Raw genomic sequence first — 16,780 nt, forward strand, 5'->3', positions numbered from 1 at the left:
GCACATGGCAGCCGCCACTGCCCCCCGTGTCGCGGCCTGCCTATCGTGGCCGCAGTCCCACTGGAAGGCACCGAGCATGAGCATGACCGATCCTCCCGCCGCGCGGCTTTCGGCCGCGGTGAAGCAATACGGAGCGCTGCGCGCCCTCGACGGCATCGACCTCTCCTTGCGGCGCGGCCGCCTGACCGCCCTGCTGGGTCCCAACGGTGCCGGCAAGACCACGGCGATCGGCCTGTTGCTGGGCCTGCAAACCGCCGACGCGGGCAGCGTCGAGGTGTTCGGGCAATCGCCGCGGCTGCTCGCGACGCGACGGCGGGTCGGCGTGATGCTGCAGAGCGCGGGCATCCAGGAAGTCCTCAAGGTGCGCGAGCTGCTGGCGCTGACGCGCAGCTACTATCCGGATCCGCGCAGCGTCGCCGACTGCATCGCGATGGCCGGGCTGGGAGAGTTGATGGAGCGCCGCTACGGCCAGCTCTCGGGCGGTCAGCAGCGGCGCGTGCAGTTCGCGCTGGCGATCTGCGGCCGGCCGGAGCTGCTGTTCCTGGACGAGCCCACCACCGGTCTCGACATCGAGGCCCGCCAGGGCATGTGGAAAGCCATCCGCGGCCTGCTGGGCACCGGCTGCGCGATCCTGCTGACCACGCACTACCTCGAGGAAGCCGAGGCGCTGGCCGACCATGTCGCGGTGATCGACCGCGGCCGGCTGATCGCCGAAGGCAGCGTGCAGGACATGCGTGCCCGCGTCGCGCAACGGCGGATCCGTTGCCTGTCGGCGCTGTCGGCGGCGGGCGTGCGTCAGTGGCCCGGCGTCAGCCACGCCGCGCGCAACGAGGCCTGGCTGGAGATCGTGGCCGAACACGCCGAACCGGTTGTCCGCCGCCTCCTGGAGGAGGATGCCGCGCTGTCGGAACTGGAAGTGCAGCGTGCCGGACTGGCCGATGCCTTCCTCGCCATCACCGCGGGCGACGATGCCCGCCCCGTCCCGGAGGCCGCATGATGGACAGCCTGTCGCACACCCTCGTCCCCAGCCGATCCTCGCGTTTCCGGCCCTGGCGCCTGGAGGCACGCTGCGAGCTGTTGCGCGTCCTGCGCACGCCGTCGTTCGCCCTGCCCACGCTGCTGTTCCCGCCGCTGTTCTACCTGCTGTTCGGCGTGGTCCTGGCGGCGAAGGGCGGTAGCCGGCCGGAGGTCGCGGCCTACCTGCTGGCCACCTACGGCGTGTTCGGCGTGATGGGCGTGGGCCTGTTCGGTTTCGGCGTCAACGTCGCCGTGGACCGGCAGCGCGGCCTGCTGACGCTCAAGCGCGCGCTGCCGATGCCGCCGGGCGCGTATGTCGGCGCGAAGATGGTCTCCGCCGCAGTGTTCGCCACGGTCTGCTCGCTGTCGCTGGCCCTGCTCGCCGCCACTGTCGGCGGCGTGCAGCTGCAGGCCTGGCAGTGGCTGTCGCTGGTGGGCATCAACGTGCTCGGCGTGCTGCCCTTCTGCGCGATCGGGCTGTGGATCGGCAGCCGTGTCGGCGGCGACGGGGCGCCGGCGGTGGTGAACATCGTGTACCTGCCGATGGCGTTCCTCTCGGGCCTGTGGATGCCCTTGTCGATGCTGCCCGACCTCGTCGCGCGGATGGCGCCGGCATGGCCGTCGTATCATCTGTCGCAGGTCGCGCTGCGCGTGCTCGGGCAGGGCGAAGGCAAACCCGTCGCGATGCACGTCGGCGTGCTGCTGGCCTTCACCGCGGTCTTCGCGCTGCTCGCGCTGCGGCGCCTGGCGCGCGAGGCGTGAGCGGGGCGGCGGCGCCGGGGACGGACATGGAGACGAGGATGGCTCGGTGGCAATCCAATCGAATGATGCAGGCCCTGCTGCGCGCGCGCCGTGCGCTGCTGACCGACCATTTCGACCTGGGCTGGATGCCGATCTACAGCCTGGGCTACCTGCTGTTCCTGTTCCTGCCGGTGGTGTTCGGCTTCCGCGCGAGCATCTGGATCCCCGACGGCGGCCGCGATGGCCTGCTCTGGCCGACCCTGCTGAGCATCGCGCTGTTCCTGCCGCTTTACTTCGCCACCTACCGCACCTCCGGCGGCTGGCGCATCGCGTGCACGCTCGCGATCGCCCTGCTCGGCTTCGGCCTGATGCCGGCCAACGGCTTTTCCAATACCTACCTGATCTATGCCTGCTCGTTCAGCGCGGCCTGGCAGACCGGCATGCCGGCCAAGCTGCTGGCGATCGTCGCCATGCTGGCGCTCTACGGCCTCGAGCTGCACCTGCTGCGCTATCCGATGTTCATCCTCGGGATCACCGCCGTGGTCGGCCTGTCGGTGTTCTTCGGCAATCACTTCTACTACCGCGACAAGCACAAGCAGGCCGCGCTGCGCCTGAGCCACGAGGAGGTCAAGCGCCTGGCCGCCACCGCCGAGCGCGAGCGCATCGGCCGCGACCTGCACGACCTGCTGGGGCATACGCTGTCGCTGATTGCGCTCAAGTCCGATCTCGCCGGGCGCCTGCTCGAGCGCGATCCGGCGGCCGCGCGCCACGAGGTCGACGAGGTCAGTCGCGTTGCGCGCGAGGCGCTTTCGCAGGTCCGTCGCGCGGTGACCGGGATCCGGTCGGCCGGCATCGCGGCGGAGCTGGCGTCCGCCCGACTGCTGCTGGAAACCGACGGCATCACCCTGCGCCATCACGCCGACCTGCCACCGTTGCCGGCGGCGCACGAGGTCGCGCTCGCGATGTGCCTGCGCGAGGCGGTCACCAACCTGCAGCGGCACGCACGGGCCACCCAGGCCCAGGTGTTGCTGGAAGCGGACGGCACCGACGTGCGCCTGTCGGTGAGCGACAATGGGCGTGGCGGCGACATCGTCCCCGGCAATGGCCTGGGCGGCATGCGCGAACGGCTCGAGGCGCTGGGTGGCGAACTGCGCGTGGAGGGTCGTCGCGGCCAGGGCACGCGCGTGGACGTGCGGCTGCCGCTGCCCCCCGACGCCGGTCCGCCCGCCGACGGACAGGAAGGGACCCTCCTGCCATGACCCGATACGACAGGCGATCACGCCGATGAACGAAGGAGCCGGCCCATGATCCGCGTGCTGTTGGCCGAGGACCAGGCGATGGTGCGCGGCGCGCTGTCCGCGCTGCTGGGCCTGGAGGCCGACATCGAGGTCGTCGAGGCGGTCGCCGACGGCGAGGCCGCGTGGCGGGCGCTGCAGCGGCATGCCCCCGACCTGCTCGTCACCGACATCGAGATGCCGGGGCTGACCGGCCTGGAGCTGGCCCAGCGCGTGCAGCGCCACGAACTGCCCACGCGGGTGGTGATCGTGACCACCTTCGCCCGCGCCGGTTACCTGCGGCGGGCGCTGGATGCCGGCGTCACCGGCTACCTGCTCAAGGACGCGCCGGCCGAGCAGCTGGCCGAAGCCTTGCGCAAGGTGCACGCCGGCGGCCGCGCCATCGATCCGGAGCTGGCGCTGGAAGCCTGGGGCGAGGCGGACCCGCTCAACGATCGCGAGCGCCAGGTGCTGCGACTGGCCGGCGAGGGCCAGTCGACCGCCGAGATCGCGCGCCAGCTCAACCTGTCCCAGGGCACGGTGCGCAACTACCTGTCCGAGGCGATCGGCAAGCTCGGCGTCGGCAACCGCATCGAGGCCTTCCGGCTGGCGCGGCAGAAGGGGCTGCTGTGAGCCCCGGCGCGGCTCAGGCCGGGTAGCGGTCCTTCAGCATCGCGAAGGCCGAGCGCAGGCCCAGGGCTTCGCCGCCCGGCGGCCGGCCCGGGCGCGCGGTGTCGCTCCAGGCATAGACGTCCAGGTGGGCCCAGGGGCGCGCTTCGGGGATGAAGCGCTCCAGGTACAGGGCCGCGGTGACCGCGCCGGCCATCTTCGAGCCGGCGTTGGCCATGTCGGCCACCTGGCTGGTGAGGTAGCGCAGGTACGGCCGCCACAACGGCATCCGCCAGAGCGGGTCGCGCAGCCGCTCGCCGGCGGCCAGCCAATCGTTGGCGAGCGCATCGTCGTTGCAGAACAGCGCCGGCAGGTCGGGTCCCAACGCGATGCGCGCCGCGCCGGTGAGGGTGGCGAAGTCGAGGATCAGTTCGGGGTTCTGCTCGCCGGCATAGGTGAGCGCGTCGGCCAGGATCACGCGGCCCTCGGCGTCGGTATTGTCGATTTCGACCATGATGCCCTTGCGCGTGGACACCACCTCGCCCGGGCGGAATGCCTCGGGCCCGATGCTGTTCTCGACCGCGGGGATCAGCAGGCTCAGGCGCACCGGCAGCTTGCGGGCCATGACCAGTTCGGCGAGCGCGAGCGCGTGCGCCGCCCCGCCCATGTCCTTCTTCATGTTGCGCATGCCTTCGGCGGGCTTGATGTCCAGGCCGCCGCTGTCGAAGCACACGCCCTTGCCGACGATCGCCACGCAGGGATCGCTGTCCTTGCCCCAGTGCAGCCCGATCAGGCGCGGCGCGCGGTGGCTGGCGCGGCCGACCGCGTGGATGGCCGGGAAGTTGCGCGTGAGCAGGTCATCGCCGGCGACCACCTCGAGGGTGGCGCCGTGGGCCTGGGCGATCTCGCGGGCGAGCTGCTCGATCTGGTCCGGACCCATGTGCTCGGTCGGTGTGTTGACCATGTCGCGCACGCGCAGCGAGGCGCGCAGGATGTCGCGGGTCTCGCTCGCGGCCTCGTCCACCACCAGTTGCGACGCCGGGCGCAGCGGCGACTTGTAGCGGCTGAAGCGGTACGCGCCCAGGCCCCAACCCAGCTCAAGCGCGGCGCGCTCGGTGTCGTCGAGCGAGGTCGCCAGCGCCCAGCGGCAGGCCGGCAGCGCGAAGGGCGCGTGTCCATAGGCATAGGGGTCGAGCAGGTCCTCGACGCCGATCAGGCCGGCGGCGATCGCCCCGTCCGGGGTCGGCAGGGTGACCGCGGTGCCGGGCGAGCCGTCGAAGCCCTGTGCGTCCAGCCAGGCGCGTACCGGCGCCGGCTGGCGGGTACGCCAGTCGACGTAGCCCAGGCGGGTGACCACGTACAGCGGGGTGGCGTCGTGGGCGGTGGTGGTGAAACCGTCGGGCAGGCTCATGCGGCGTTCGTTTCCATGGCGTGCGCCGCGTCCAGCCAGTCGGCCAGCGCGGCAAGGGTGGTGAATTCGAGGTCGGGGCGTTCGCGGTGCGGCCAGGGCGCGCCCTCGCGGTTGATCCAGCATGAGCGCAGCCCGGCGCGCTGGGCGCCGCGCACGTCGAGTTCGATGTCGTCGCCGACGTGCAGTACCTGTGCCGGCGCCAGGCCCAGGCGGCCGCAGGCAGCGTGGAACAGGCCGGCGTCGGGCTTGGCGGCGCCGTGTTCGCGGGCACCCAGCTGGAAGGCGAAGTGGTGGTCGATGCCGATCACCGCCAGGTCGGCGTTGCCGTTGCTCAGCGCCGCCACCGGCACGCGCGCGGCCAGGCGCGCCAGCGCCGGCTCGCTGTCGGCATAGAACTCGACGCGGTTGCGCTCGGCGTAGAACACGTCGAAGGCGGTCGTGGCATGCGCGGGATCGTCGCCGGCCTCCTCCATCGCGCGGACCAGGCTCAACCGGCGCAGCTGGCTGAAATCATGCGCCAGGTCGGGACGCTCGGCGAAGACCTGTTCGCGCAGCCGTCGCATCGCCGGGATCGGGTAGCGCTCGGCGGTGCGCGGGCAGTGGCGCCGCAGCCAGTCGTCGAGCACCTGTTCCACGCGTGCGCCGATCGGGGCGAACGGCCACAAGGTGTCGTCGAGGTCGAGGGTGATCGCGCTGACGCGGAAAGCCATGCCGCCATTCTACCCCCGGCAGCGGCTTCCGCCGAGGCGGGCGTCGCGTCTTCGGCCGGCCTACTCGAGCAGGCGGGCCCAGCCGTCCATGCCCTCGATCCGCTCCAGCACCAGCTTGACGCAGACCAGCAGCGGCACGGCCAGCAGCAGGCCGATGATGCCCCACAGCCAGCCCATCAGCATCAGTGCCAGGATCAGCACCAGCGGCGAGAGGCGCATGCGCTGGCCCAGTATGATCGGGGTGATGATCTGCCCTTCCAGCGTGTGGATGGCCAGGTAGATGCCGGCCGGCAGAAGCGAGCGCCACAGTTCGTCGAAGGCGACGAAGCCCATCAGCAGCATCACCAGCATGCCGATCAGGGGCCCCACGTAAGGTGCGAAGTTCAGCAGGGCCGCCATCGTGCCCCACAGCAGGGCTTCGGCCAGCGGCACCTCGAGCAGGTAGAGCACCCCGGCGAAGACCAGGCCGACCACCACGTTGATCACGCTGATGGTCAGCACGTAGCGCGATATCTCGCGCTCGATGGAGTTGAGGATCTCCACGGTGACCTTCTTCTGCTGCCGCCCGGGCAACAGCGCCAGCGCGTTGCGGACCAGGTCGTCGCCGTAGACCATGAAGAACAGCGTCAACAGCACCACAGCCAGCACGGAGGCGACCATCTTCGGGGTTGCGGTCAGGGACTTGTAAGGGTCGTTGACCTCGGTGCGGACCACCTCCGGGCGCTTGCCGTCCTCGCCACCGGCGGCCATGGCGATGTTGACCGCGACCTCGTTGGCGTCCTGCACCGGCTTGGACAGCTCGCGCAGGCGGGGGGCGAGCTCGCGCATCTCGCGCGGCACCTGGCGCATCCATTCCGAGGCCGGCTCCATCAGCTGGGTGGCCAGCAGGCCGGTGAAGCTCAGGCCGCCGAGCAGCACGAGCAGGGCGGCCAGGAAGCGCGGCACCCAGAGCCGGCGCAGGCCGCGGATGATCGGGTTGCCGACCAGGGCGAAGAACATCGCCAGCAGGATCGGCAGGATCAGCCCCTGCGCCGCCCACAGGACGACGCAGACGCCGAGCGTCGCCACCACCACCATCGCCGCGGAGGAGCGCGGCCGCGGGGGCGGATGCGCGCCGGCGTCGCCCGGCACCAGTGGGCCGGGTTCGGGCAATCCTTCGCCGGGGGATGCGGTGTCGCCGGCGGGGCCGCTCATGGACCGGCGGTCGGCGGCGCCGTGTCGTCCGCGGCCACCGCGGCGTGCGCGGCCATGTCCGCGGCATCCTCGGCCTCGTCGGCGGCCTGGCGCGCACCGGTGCCGGCGAAGAGGGTCGAGACGGTGGAGATCACCCGCAGCATGCTGCCGCTGTTGGCGGCGATGTGCAGGGGCTGGCTGCGGCCGACCGCGAAGCCGCTGACGATGCCGGCGATCACGATCCGGCCGGGCGTCCACATCGCGCGCCAGGAGCGCTTGAACTGGCGCAGGTCGGCGCCCAGCGCGCGCTCGTGGGCCTCGACCGCATCCTCGGCCTGGTGGACCTTGTTGATGAGCTTGTCGAAACTCATGGCGTATCGGGGCCTCGTTGGCGGGCCGGGCGCGTCGGGGCCGGCCTCATGGGGGCGTCACTTCGACGCCGCGCTCGTCGCGCGGCGGCTTGCCGTCGGGCCCGGCCGGGGGCTCGTCGCGCGCGCTGTGGCGGGCCGAGCGGGCCGAATCCATCTCGGGCATGAAGTCGGCCAGCTCGCCGATGCCCAGTCGCGCCAGCTGGCGCCGGGTCGCCTGCATCCGCGTGTGCTCGAAATAGCGCATGGCCTGCCAGCCGGCGAACCAGGTCACCAGGCAGCTCATGATCGCGGTCACCAGCACGGCTCCGGTGATCGTCATGCCGAAGGGGCCGCTGAGCACCGCGATCAGCGCGGCCATCAACAGCAGCCAGGCCGAGGCGCCGAAGGCGATCGCCACGCCGGTGAAGGCCAGCGTCCGCCCCAGCGCGCTGCGCGCCAGCGAGAAGTCCGCCGACACCAGCGAGCGGAAGGCCTTGGTCGCGTCCAGCGCGGCCTTGGCGCCGGCCTTGCTGGTCGCGCCGAGCTGCTGCAGCGCCTCCACGACGTCCGGCTCGGGGCCGTCGTCGTCGGGGCGCTCGGCCTCGGCCTTGAGGCGGGCGCGTCGCGCCGCCTCGCGGGCACGGACCTCGGCCTTGAGCGCTTCGCGCTCGGCGTCGGACAGCCCCTTGTCGACCGGTGGGGTCGCCTTCGGGGGAACGGGCTGCATCGAGGCTTACTTGCTGCCGCGGGCGAGCTTGGCGATCACGAAGCCCGCCGCGAAGGCCACGCCGAAGGAGGCGAGCGGGCGCTCGCGCACCAGCTCGGCGGCGCTGTCGATCAGGTCGCGGCTCTTGTCCATCAAGGCATCCATCTGCTCCTTGGCGGCACTGCCCATTTCCTCGGCGGCGGCGAGGCCGGCGAGGGCGCCGTCGGCCAGGTCGGCCTTGACGTTGGCCTTGCCCAGGCGCAGTTCGTCGGCCGCGGCGCCGGTCGCGCCGCGGACGGCTTCGGCGGTGTGGCTGGCGGCGTCCTTGGCATGGGTGCCGGCTTCGCCAAGGTGGGACTTCATCGATTCGGTCGAGGTGGGACTCATGGGTGTTCCTCTTCTGGGGGAGCGTCGAATGGCGGGGCGTGGGCCCGGAATCACCGCATCATCGCGTTGTACGGACGACCGCCGCGCACGATGCGGAGCACCAACTGTGCCGGAGGCCGTGTGAAGCTGGCGCGGAAGCCGGGCAGGTCGTCGAACTGGCCGCTGTTGGCGGCCACCACCACGTCGCCGCTGCGCAGGCCATTGCCGGCGGCGCGGCTGTCGCGTTCGACCGACTCGACCATGACGCCATTGGCGCCCGCCTGGCGCAGGCGTTCGGGCAGTTCGGCGAACACCGCGCCCTCCAGTCGCGCGTCGAGGTCGACGCCGGCCAGGCTGCGCGGCTGCTCGCGAAGCGCCGCGGTGACCTGCAGCGGCTTGCCGTCGCGGCTGATGTCGAGCGCGACCTTCTGCCCGACCGACTGCAGGCCCTCGAAGTTGCGCAGCGCGTCGTGGTCGTCGATGCGCCGGCCATCGGCGGCGAGCACCACGTCGCCGACCCGCAGGCCCGCCGCGGCGGCGGCCGAGTCGCGGAACACGCGGGTGACGACGGCGCCGCGCGCGTCCTTCAGGCCCAGGCCGGTGGCCAGCTCGGCGGTGACGTCCTGCGTCTCGATGCCCAGCGTGCCGCGGATGACCACGCCGTCGTTGGCGATCAGCTGGTCCATGATGTTGCGGGCGATGCCGGTCGGGATGGCGAAGCTCAGGCCGATGTTGCCGGCCATGCTGCCGCGCGGATTGAAGCTGGCGGTGTTGATGCCCACCAGTTCGCCGTTGAGGTTGACCAGCGCACCGCCGGAGTTGCCCGGGTTGATCGAGGCATCGGTCTGGATGAAGTTCTGGAAGCCCAGCCCGCGCAGGCCCGAGCGCCCGACCGCGGACACGATGCCCGAGGTCACTGTCTGACCGATGCCAAAGGGATTGCCGACCGCGACCACGAAGTCGCCGACGCGCAGCGTGTCGGCGGTGGCCAGCGGCACCGCATCCAGCCCGCTGGCCTTGACCTGCATCAGCGCGATGTCGGTGTCGGCGTCGGAACCGACGAAGTTGGCCGGCAGGGTGCGGCCGTCGGCCAGGGTCACCGAGACCTCGTCGGCGCCCTCGATGACATGGTGGTTGGTCAGGATGTAGCCGTGGGTGGCGTCGACGATCACCCCCGAGCCGAGCGATTCGTTGATCCGGTCCTGGGTCAGCTCCGGGAACATCCGCCGGAACATCGGGTCGTTGCCGAACGGGCTGACCCGCACGCGCTGCTTGGTGTGGACGCTGACCACCGCCGGCGTCACGCGCGCCAGCATCGGCGCCAGCGTCGGCAGCGGTTCGCCGGCCACCGCGGTCGGCAGCGCGCCGACCGTGGCCGGTGGCAGCGCCGGCATGGCGGACGCCGGCGCCTCCACCGCATCGCGCAGGGCGGTGGCGGCGAAGCCGCCGAAGGCGGCGGCGAGGGTCAGGGCGAGCAGGGTGCGCGTGGCGCGGGACGGGGTGGCTTGGGTCATGGGCGAACCGGTTGGGCTGTCGGCCGATGGGTCGACACACGATAGGGCAGGCGACCGGCTCCGCGGCGGGATCCCCCGGGAGCCGCATTCACGTTCAGTTTCGCGGATGCTCATTTAATACCCGATGAAATGCCAGCGCGATGAAATGCCAGCCCCGGTCGCGCGTCCGCCCGGGCACGCGGCAGGTGCGACCGCCGTCACGCTCTTGCGTGCGGGCATGCCCGCACGCTCCCGAAGCCCGCCACGGCGGGACTTCGTCGCGACGGGGCGAAATCGAGGCACGAAAGGCGTTGACACCCTTCCGGGTCGCGCGTAGTTTGAACCCCCGCAGCGACACAACATGTTGTGGTTGTTATCGCCGCGGGAGCCCAAGCCTAGGGTTTGCAAGCCCCAGCGCTCGGGTCGGCTCGACGCCCGCTCCGGGGGTGTGGCGCGTAATGGCATCGTCGAAGGCCGTGATGAAAACAGGATCCTCCGTGGCGCGGACACCGCAGCTGCGGGCATGTGCGTCGGCTCCCGCCGATGCGCCGCAGGGGGCCCAGGCCCCGCAATACCCGGCTACAGGCGGCCCCGGGAACCGACACTGAAGCAGACACGACCACAACCATCTGGAGGCACGGCATGGCCGGGCCCGAACGAGGAGACAGGAACAGCATGAGTACGGTGCGCCTCGAGGCAGTCAAGCCGGCGGCAAGGGATATCCAGTTGCAGCCTGCGTCCCTGGACATCTGGGACAAGAAGTACCGGCTGAAGACCAAGACTGGCGAGGCGGTGGACGAGGACATCGACGCGACCTACCAGCGCGTGGCCAAGGCGCTCTCGGAGGCCGAGCCCAACACCGAGAAGCAGCAGTACTGGTACGAGCGCTTCGTCTGGGCGCTGCGCCGCGGGGCGATCCCCGCCGGCCGCATCACCTCCAACGCCGGCGCGCTGGCGCACAAGCCCGCCACCTCGACCATCAACTGCACGGTCTCGGGCACCATCACCGACTCGATGGACGGCATCCTGGACAAGGTCCACGAGGCCGGCCTGACCCTGAAGGCCGGTTGCGGCATCGGCTACGAGTTCAGCACCCTGCGCCCGCGCGGCGCCTTCGTCGCCGGCGCCGGCGCCTACACCTCCGGCCCGATGTCCTTCATGGATATCTACGACAAGATGTGCTTCACCGTGTCCTCGGCCGGCGGCCGCCGCGGCGCGCAGATGGGCACCTTCGACGTGTCCCACCCGGACGTGAAGGACTTCATCCGCGCCAAGCGCGAGGACGGCCGCCTGCGCCAGTTCAACCTGTCGCTGCTGATCACCGACGGCTTCATGGAGGCGGTCGCCAACGACGCCGACTGGCCGCTGGTGTTCCCGCTCAACCGCAAGGAGCAGGGCGACGTCGACCTGGACGACGCCGACGGCGTCGTCTGGCGCGAGTGGCCGACCCACAAGAACTACATCGTCCGCGACGACGGCCTGGTCGCCTGCAAGGTCTACGGCCACATCCGCGCCCAGCACCTGTGGGACATGATCATGGTCTCGACGTACGACTACGCCGAGCCGGGCTTCATCCTGATCGACCGCGTCAACGAGATGAACAACAACTGGTGGTGCGAGAACATCCGCGCCACCAACCCCTGCGGCGAGCAGCCGCTGCCGCCGTACGGCGCCTGCCTGCTGGGCTCGGTCAACCTGACCAAGTTCGTGCGCAACGCCTTCACCGACAAGGCCGAGTTCGACTGGGACGAGTACCGCGAGGTCGTGCGCGTGTTCACCCGCATGCTCGACAACGTGGTCGAGATCAATGGCCTGCCGCTCCAGCAGCAGCGCGACGAGATCATGCGCAAGCGCCGCCACGGCATGGGCTTCCTCGGCCTGGGCAGCACCCTGACCATGCTGCGCAAGAAGTACGGCGAGGCGGACTCCTGCGAGTTCACCGAGCGCATCGCGCGCGAGATGGCCGTCGCCGGCTGGGAGATGGGCCTGGAGCTCGCCCGCGAGAAGGGCCCGGCCCCGATCATGGTCGAGAACTTCGAGGTCACCGCCGAGATGCTGCGCAAGCGCCCGGAGATGGTGAAGGACGGCTGGAAGGTCGGCAAGAAGATCCCCGGCAAGGTCCTGCATGCCCGCTACAGCCGCTACATGCAGCGCGTGGCCGAGGTCGCGCCCGAGCTGGTCGACGCGCTGGCCGAGGTCGGCAGCCGCTTCACCCACCACAGCTCGATCGCGCCGACCGGCACGATCTCGCTGAGCCTGGCCAACAACGCCTCCAACGGCATCGAGCCGTCCTTCGCGCACCACTACAGCCGCAACGTGATCCGCGAGGGCAAGAAGTCGAAGGAAAAGGTCGACGTGTTCTCCTTCGAGCTGCTGGCCTACCGCGAGCTGGTCAACCCGAAGGCGATGCCGTTCTCAGACGACGAAGCCGCGCGCCTGCCGGACTACTTCATCGCCGCCGACGACATCACGCCCAAGGCCCACGTCGACGTCCAGGCCGCCGCCCAGAAGTGGGTCGACAGCTCGATCTCCAAGACCGCGAACGTCCCGACCGACTACCCCTACGAGGACTTCAAGGACATCTACACCTACGCCCACAAGCAGGGCCTGAAGGGCTGCACCACCTTCCGCTTCAACCCGGCCGCCTTCCAGGGCGTGCTGGTCAAGGAAGCCGACCTGGAGAACACCCTGTACCGCTTCGAGCTCGAGGACGGCCAGGTGATCGAGGTCAAGGGCAACGAACAGATCGAGTACGACGGCGAGATGCACACCGCCGCCAACCTGTTCGACGCCCTGAAGGAAGGCTATTACGGCAAGTTCTGACGGGTCCGGCGACCTGCCAGGGCGACCGGCGCGACCGGTCGCCGGCGGAGGGGGCGGCCGTTCCGTCCCGGGTGGGGGCCGGGCATGCCCCCACCGTCGAGACCGCTGGCCCGGGGCGCGTGACGGTACTTGATTGCGTCCGTGGCCGGTATAGCATCGCCCTCGGAACCCGGTGTCTGCGTGCTGTCCCGATCCGGTGCTCCAGACGTTTCATGCAGTTGTGACTCAGGCCGCGGCGCACCCGTGCCAAGGCCCGTTCAGAAGAAGGTTCATTGCAACCAGTTACGCCCGTCAGGAGGGCACATGAGCAACGGCAACGGAGTTAGCGCGACCCTGTCGCAGGCGGCCGACAGCATGATGGACACCGCATCGAACGTGAGCGGCACCATTTCGCACAAGGCCGAGGACGTGGTGAAGTCGGTCCGCAAGGCCGCCGCGAAGGCGCGCAAGAAGGCGCAGAAGGCCGCCGAGGACGCCAGCAAGTCGGCCGGCAAGACCGCCGGCAAGGCGCGCAAGGCGGCCAAGAAGGCCGTCAGCACCGCGAAGAAGAAGCTGGCCAGCGCCAGCAGCAGCGCCAAGAAGGAAGCCGCGGCCCTGAAGGCCAAGGGCGCCGGCAAGAAGACCGCCACCAAGAAGGCGGCGCCGAAGAAGGCTTCGGCCAAGAAGGCCGCGAAGAAGACGGCGCCGAAGAAGGCCACGGCCAGGAAAGCCGTGAAGAAGGCGGCGCCCAAGAAGGCCGCGAAGAAGACGGCGCCGAAGAAGGCCGCGGCCAAGAAGACCGTGAAGAAGGCGGCGCCGAAGAAGGCCACGGCGAAGAAAGCCGTGAAGAAGGCGGCCCCGAAGAAGGCTGCGGCCAAGAAGGCCGTGAAGAAGGCGGCGCCGAAGAAGGCCGCGGCGAAGAAAGCCGTGAAGAAGGCCGCGCCGAAGAAGGCCGCCGCCAGGAAGACGGCAAAGAAGAAGTAAGCACGCCCGAGGCGTCACCCCTCCCTGGCCCGGCCGGGGAGGGGACCCGGGACACCACCGCAGCACGCACCACCGCAGGAGTTGGGCCGATGGCCGTCAAGATCGACAAGAAAATCAAGGGCTACAGCGTCGTCACGCCGGAAGACAAGGCCAAGCAGGCCGAGGCCGCCAAGGCCGAAGCCGTGCGCCAGGAGGCCGCGGAGGCCGCGCAGGCGCGCGCCGACAACGTCATCCAGATGCACGAGCGCATCGAACGGCCCGAGACCCTCATCGGCTCCACCTACAAGCTCAAGACGCCGCTGTTCGAACACGCCCTGTACGTGACGATCAACGACATCGTGCTCAATGCCGGCAGCGAGCACGAACAGCGCCGGCCCTTCGAGATCTTCATCAACTCGAAGAACATGGACCACTTCCAGTGGATCGTCGCGCTGACCCGCATCATGTCGGCGGTGTTCCGCAAGGGCGGCGACGTGACCTTCCTGGTCGAGGAAATGAAGGCCGTGTTCGACCCGCGCGGCGGCTACTTCAAGGCCGGCGGCGTCTACATGCCGTCGCTGGTCGCCGAGCTGGGCAGCATCGTCGAGGACCACCTCAAGTCGATCGGCATGATCAAGGACCCCGAGCTGAGCGACGCGCAGCGCGCGCTGATCGCCGAGAAGCGGGCGGCCTACGCGGCGCTGGACTCAAAAAAAAACTCTGACGTAAGCCCGGCCGGCGGTTTCCGCGTCGTCGGCGACGCGGCGCCGGTCGTCGACGACCGCAGCGGCGAGCTGTTCCCCGAGCCCCGCGTGCGCGCCGAGCGCCGCGAGGAGGACGTCGAGGTCACCGGCGACGGCGGCGTGTCCTTCCCGCCCTCGGCCACGATGTGCCACAAGTGCAGCACCAAGGCGCTGGTGATCATGGACGGCTGCGCGACCTGCCTCAATTGCGGCTATTCCAAGTGCGGGTGAGGACTGAGAATGAATAGGAATTCGCCCGAACGAGTGATTGCTTTGCGTGCCTCAAATACGGTCGAGGATCGTGTTCGGGAGCTTCATCTATCAATCTGGAATAACCGCGGGGAAATATTTCGCGGCCAAGTACCCGATGATCCGGTGGCAATGTTGGAACCTGGGATTGCACTTCGGACTCTCGGATTCGAGATCGAAACTAGCGCTGATCTTGGAGAGACGAACGACGCCGGTCGGGTAGTAGCTGTAGCGGGGAACATTGACAATAAGCTCAAACTAGTCCGTATTTCAGGGCGCTTTACCGCGCAAGAGCAGCGCTTCACTGCTGCTCATGAACTGGGACACGCGGTGTTGCACCCGAACATGAGCGGATTGCACCGCGATCGGGTGGTGTCGGGGCCGATCGCGCGAAAGGAACGCAGGGAAATCGAAGCGGATCTGTTTGCGTCACGTTTCTTGATGCCCGAGAAGCTTCTAGGGCGACGCTTGCATCAGTGCTTTGGAAGCAAGCAATTCGTATTGAGTGACGACAACCTTTATGGGCTTGGAATCCCAAACGTCGATGGAGCCCGCCGGCAACTAAGTAGTAGTCGCGATCTCTCACTCATGGTAGCGAGAACGACATCTTTCATGGGGCTTAGCTTTGATCCGCTCTCGAAGTACTTCAATGTTTCCCCAGTAGCTATGGCGATTCGCTTGGAGGAGTTTGGTTTTATCAATGAAGATTCAATTCGGTTTATTCGATAGAGTGCCGAAATATGGATCTAATCGAAGGCCTGCTCCAATAGGTGTAAGCGAAAAAGGGGCTGGCGAAGTCACAGTATCAATCCTACCATATACCATAATTTTCGCAAGTTCCGCACGAAGACGTCTTTCGTAATTGATGGATTTGCGAATCTCCTGATTCTTGGGCATCCGAAGTTTGGGTGAGGGAGCTTATTTCTTGGCTTGCTTCTTTGTTTACGGGAGGGTCGCATGACCAGTGAATGTATTAGCAATGAAGTTGTGAAGGAGTCGGCGCCCCTTATCCCCGAGGCAGATCGAGATAAGCTGAGGTCTTATTTCCACCTGTTTGTTGGACGGCCAGATAGTGCTCAGAAGGTTTTTACAAGGCGAGTAACCGTCGCTATAGGGGCGGTTCAGGACCTTCATGAGCGAATATTAGAAAAGCTAAATACTCATCATATTGAGAGTTTGGTTGCGAATGCCGAGGTCCTATTTGAAGATAGAAGCTCAATTCAGTTTGGTGGATGGTCGGAGTTTGAGGCGCACCGTTGGACCACCTCCAAAACCACGAAGGAGCTCCGTCTGCGATGGGATTTCCTCCTCTCCGTTCGAGGTTTTGAGCTTCCTCAGAGGCACTGTATTACGGTAAAAATTGCTTCTGATGTGAAGCCCTTTGAAGTTCTACAGGCGGTTCTTTCTAAGGATCCGGATGTTGACGATCCTGCCGATTTTGTTTTTGCGCCCGTTATTTGCCGTGTTGATTTCATTAGTCACTCGCTTTCTCAAGAGCTTATTGCCCTCGTTGATGAGTGGAACAAGAGTCTACCCAAGCCGGAAGGGAGGGCTAATTGGCTTATAAAGTTGGACAGGCATAAAGGTCGAATCGCTCACCTCATTAGGGCGGCCACCCCGACGTTAATCGCTTTGGCAGCGATTGTTTTATTTCAGAATGTCTTCTCTAGCGTTGGCATTGCGACTATTGAGTCAGTGTCAAGAATGATGGTTTGGGTCCTATACTCTATTTTCGCAATTTATATTTCAGATCGTTTTTCATCTGTCTTGGCTGGTGTTGCTTATAAATCTATAGATGACTTTGGAAGATACTCGGTTCTTCATTTGACTAGTGGAGATCGAGATAAGTTTCATAAAATCGCTGAGAAAAATAAATCAATTATGGTTCGTTTTTTTGTCTCCTCAGCGCTTTCATTCTTGATAAATGTAGGGTCAAGTCTCTTTGTGGCATGGAGTTGGGCTGGATCGTAACGCCATATCTCTTGCAACATGTATCAACTGTAGGCTTTTTTGCTTGATGAGGGGGCGGTCAAGCTGAGGGCGATACCGACGTCCCCCCGCCTTCAGTAGCAAGGCGGTTTAGAGTCCGGGATCAATCGTAGCGGATGCCAGCTGGCTGGCGTAGTCGCTCGGGGTCAGTCCGCCGAGCACCTTCTTGGGTCGCTCCTCGTTG

16 protein-coding genes are annotated in these 16,780 nt (G+C 67.5%); 9 read left to right on the plus strand and 7 right to left on the minus strand.

Annotated features, from left to right (window positions below):
* The first annotated feature begins 76 nt into the window (after positions 1–76).
* From H4F98_RS09940 to H4F98_RS09955, 4 genes are read left to right on the plus strand one after another with little or no spacing between them, the layout of a single operon-like run.
* The gene (locus tag H4F98_RS09940; protein ID WP_182687247.1) at positions 77–997 is read left to right on the plus strand and encodes an ABC transporter ATP-binding protein; all 921 of its coding nucleotides are present in this window, start codon (positions 77–79) and stop codon (positions 995–997) included.
* On the plus strand, positions 997–1,779 hold the full coding sequence (locus H4F98_RS09945; protein ID WP_182687248.1) for an ABC transporter permease: 783 nt from the start codon (positions 997–999) through the stop codon (positions 1,777–1,779). Before H4F98_RS09940 ends, H4F98_RS09945 begins: the two co-directional genes overlap by 1 nt.
* 38 nt (positions 1,780–1,817) lie before the next feature.
* Entirely contained in the window at positions 1,818–3,017 is a 1,200-nt protein-coding gene (locus H4F98_RS09950) for a sensor histidine kinase (RefSeq protein WP_182687249.1), read from the plus strand.
* A gap of 45 nt (positions 3,018–3,062) precedes the next feature.
* Complete coding sequence (locus tag H4F98_RS09955) at positions 3,063–3,665, plus strand: response regulator transcription factor (RefSeq protein WP_182687250.1); 603 nt, start codon at positions 3,063–3,065, stop codon at positions 3,663–3,665.
* A 13-nt stretch (positions 3,666–3,678) separates the two neighbouring features.
* Here H4F98_RS09955 and H4F98_RS09960 read toward each other — a convergent pair whose 3' ends face one another.
* The 7 genes from H4F98_RS09960 to H4F98_RS09990 are packed head-to-tail and all read right to left on the minus strand — an operon-like array spanning position 3,679 to position 9,871.
* On the minus strand, positions 3,679–5,052 hold the full coding sequence (locus H4F98_RS09960) for a leucyl aminopeptidase family protein (RefSeq protein WP_182687251.1): 1,374 nt from the start codon (positions 5,050–5,052) through the stop codon (positions 3,679–3,681).
* The gene (locus tag H4F98_RS09965; RefSeq protein ID WP_182687252.1) at positions 5,049–5,762 is read right to left on the minus strand and encodes an HAD family hydrolase; all 714 of its coding nucleotides are present in this window, start codon (positions 5,760–5,762) and stop codon (positions 5,049–5,051) included. The genes H4F98_RS09960 and H4F98_RS09965 overlap by 4 nt, the downstream gene beginning before the upstream one ends.
* 60 nt (positions 5,763–5,822) lie before the next feature.
* On the minus strand, positions 5,823–6,956 hold the full coding sequence (locus H4F98_RS09970; RefSeq protein WP_182687253.1) for an AI-2E family transporter: 1,134 nt from the start codon (positions 6,954–6,956) through the stop codon (positions 5,823–5,825).
* The gene (locus tag H4F98_RS09975) at positions 6,953–7,306 is read right to left on the minus strand and encodes a hypothetical protein (RefSeq protein ID WP_182687254.1); all 354 of its coding nucleotides are present in this window, start codon (positions 7,304–7,306) and stop codon (positions 6,953–6,955) included. The genes H4F98_RS09970 and H4F98_RS09975 overlap by 4 nt, the downstream gene beginning before the upstream one ends.
* A gap of 46 nt (positions 7,307–7,352) precedes the next feature.
* Positions 7,353–8,012, minus strand: coding sequence for a phage holin family protein (locus H4F98_RS09980; protein ID WP_246373062.1), 660 nt, complete (start codon positions 8,010–8,012; stop codon positions 7,353–7,355).
* A gap of 6 nt (positions 8,013–8,018) precedes the next feature.
* Positions 8,019–8,378, minus strand: coding sequence for a hypothetical protein (locus H4F98_RS09985; RefSeq protein WP_182687255.1), 360 nt, complete (start codon positions 8,376–8,378; stop codon positions 8,019–8,021).
* A gap of 50 nt (positions 8,379–8,428) precedes the next feature.
* Positions 8,429–9,871, minus strand: a complete 1,443-nt coding sequence (locus tag H4F98_RS09990; protein ID WP_182687257.1) for a trypsin-like peptidase domain-containing protein — start codon at positions 9,869–9,871, stop codon at positions 8,429–8,431.
* 654 nt (positions 9,872–10,525) lie between these two features.
* On the opposite strand from H4F98_RS09990, the gene H4F98_RS09995 reads away from it, so the two are divergent.
* The 5 genes from H4F98_RS09995 (at position 10,526) to H4F98_RS10015 (ending at position 16,578) form a co-directional block, all read left to right on the plus strand.
* Positions 10,526–12,673 (plus strand): adenosylcobalamin-dependent ribonucleoside-diphosphate reductase, encoded by a 2,148-nt coding sequence (locus H4F98_RS09995; RefSeq protein ID WP_182687259.1) that lies wholly within the window; start codon positions 10,526–10,528, stop codon positions 12,671–12,673.
* 180 nt (positions 12,674–12,853) lie between these two features.
* Positions 12,854–13,636, plus strand: a complete 783-nt coding sequence (locus H4F98_RS10000) for a hypothetical protein (RefSeq protein WP_182687261.1) — start codon at positions 12,854–12,856, stop codon at positions 13,634–13,636.
* An 89-nt stretch (positions 13,637–13,725) separates the two neighbouring features.
* Entirely contained in the window at positions 13,726–14,589 is an 864-nt protein-coding gene (locus H4F98_RS10005; protein WP_182687263.1) for a TSCPD domain-containing protein, read from the plus strand.
* A gap of 9 nt (positions 14,590–14,598) precedes the next feature.
* A complete protein-coding gene (locus H4F98_RS10010) occupies positions 14,599–15,336 on the plus strand; it encodes an ImmA/IrrE family metallo-endopeptidase (RefSeq protein ID WP_182687265.1) in 738 nt (245 codons plus the stop codon).
* Between the two features lie 228 nt (positions 15,337–15,564).
* Entirely contained in the window at positions 15,565–16,578 is a 1,014-nt protein-coding gene (locus H4F98_RS10015) for a hypothetical protein (RefSeq protein WP_182687267.1), read from the plus strand.
* The last annotated feature ends 202 nt before the right edge of the window (positions 16,579–16,780 follow it).

The organism is Marilutibacter spongiae, from assembly GCF_014145325.1.
GTDB classification, from domain to species: domain Bacteria; phylum Pseudomonadota; class Gammaproteobacteria; order Xanthomonadales; family Xanthomonadaceae; genus Marilutibacter; species Marilutibacter spongiae.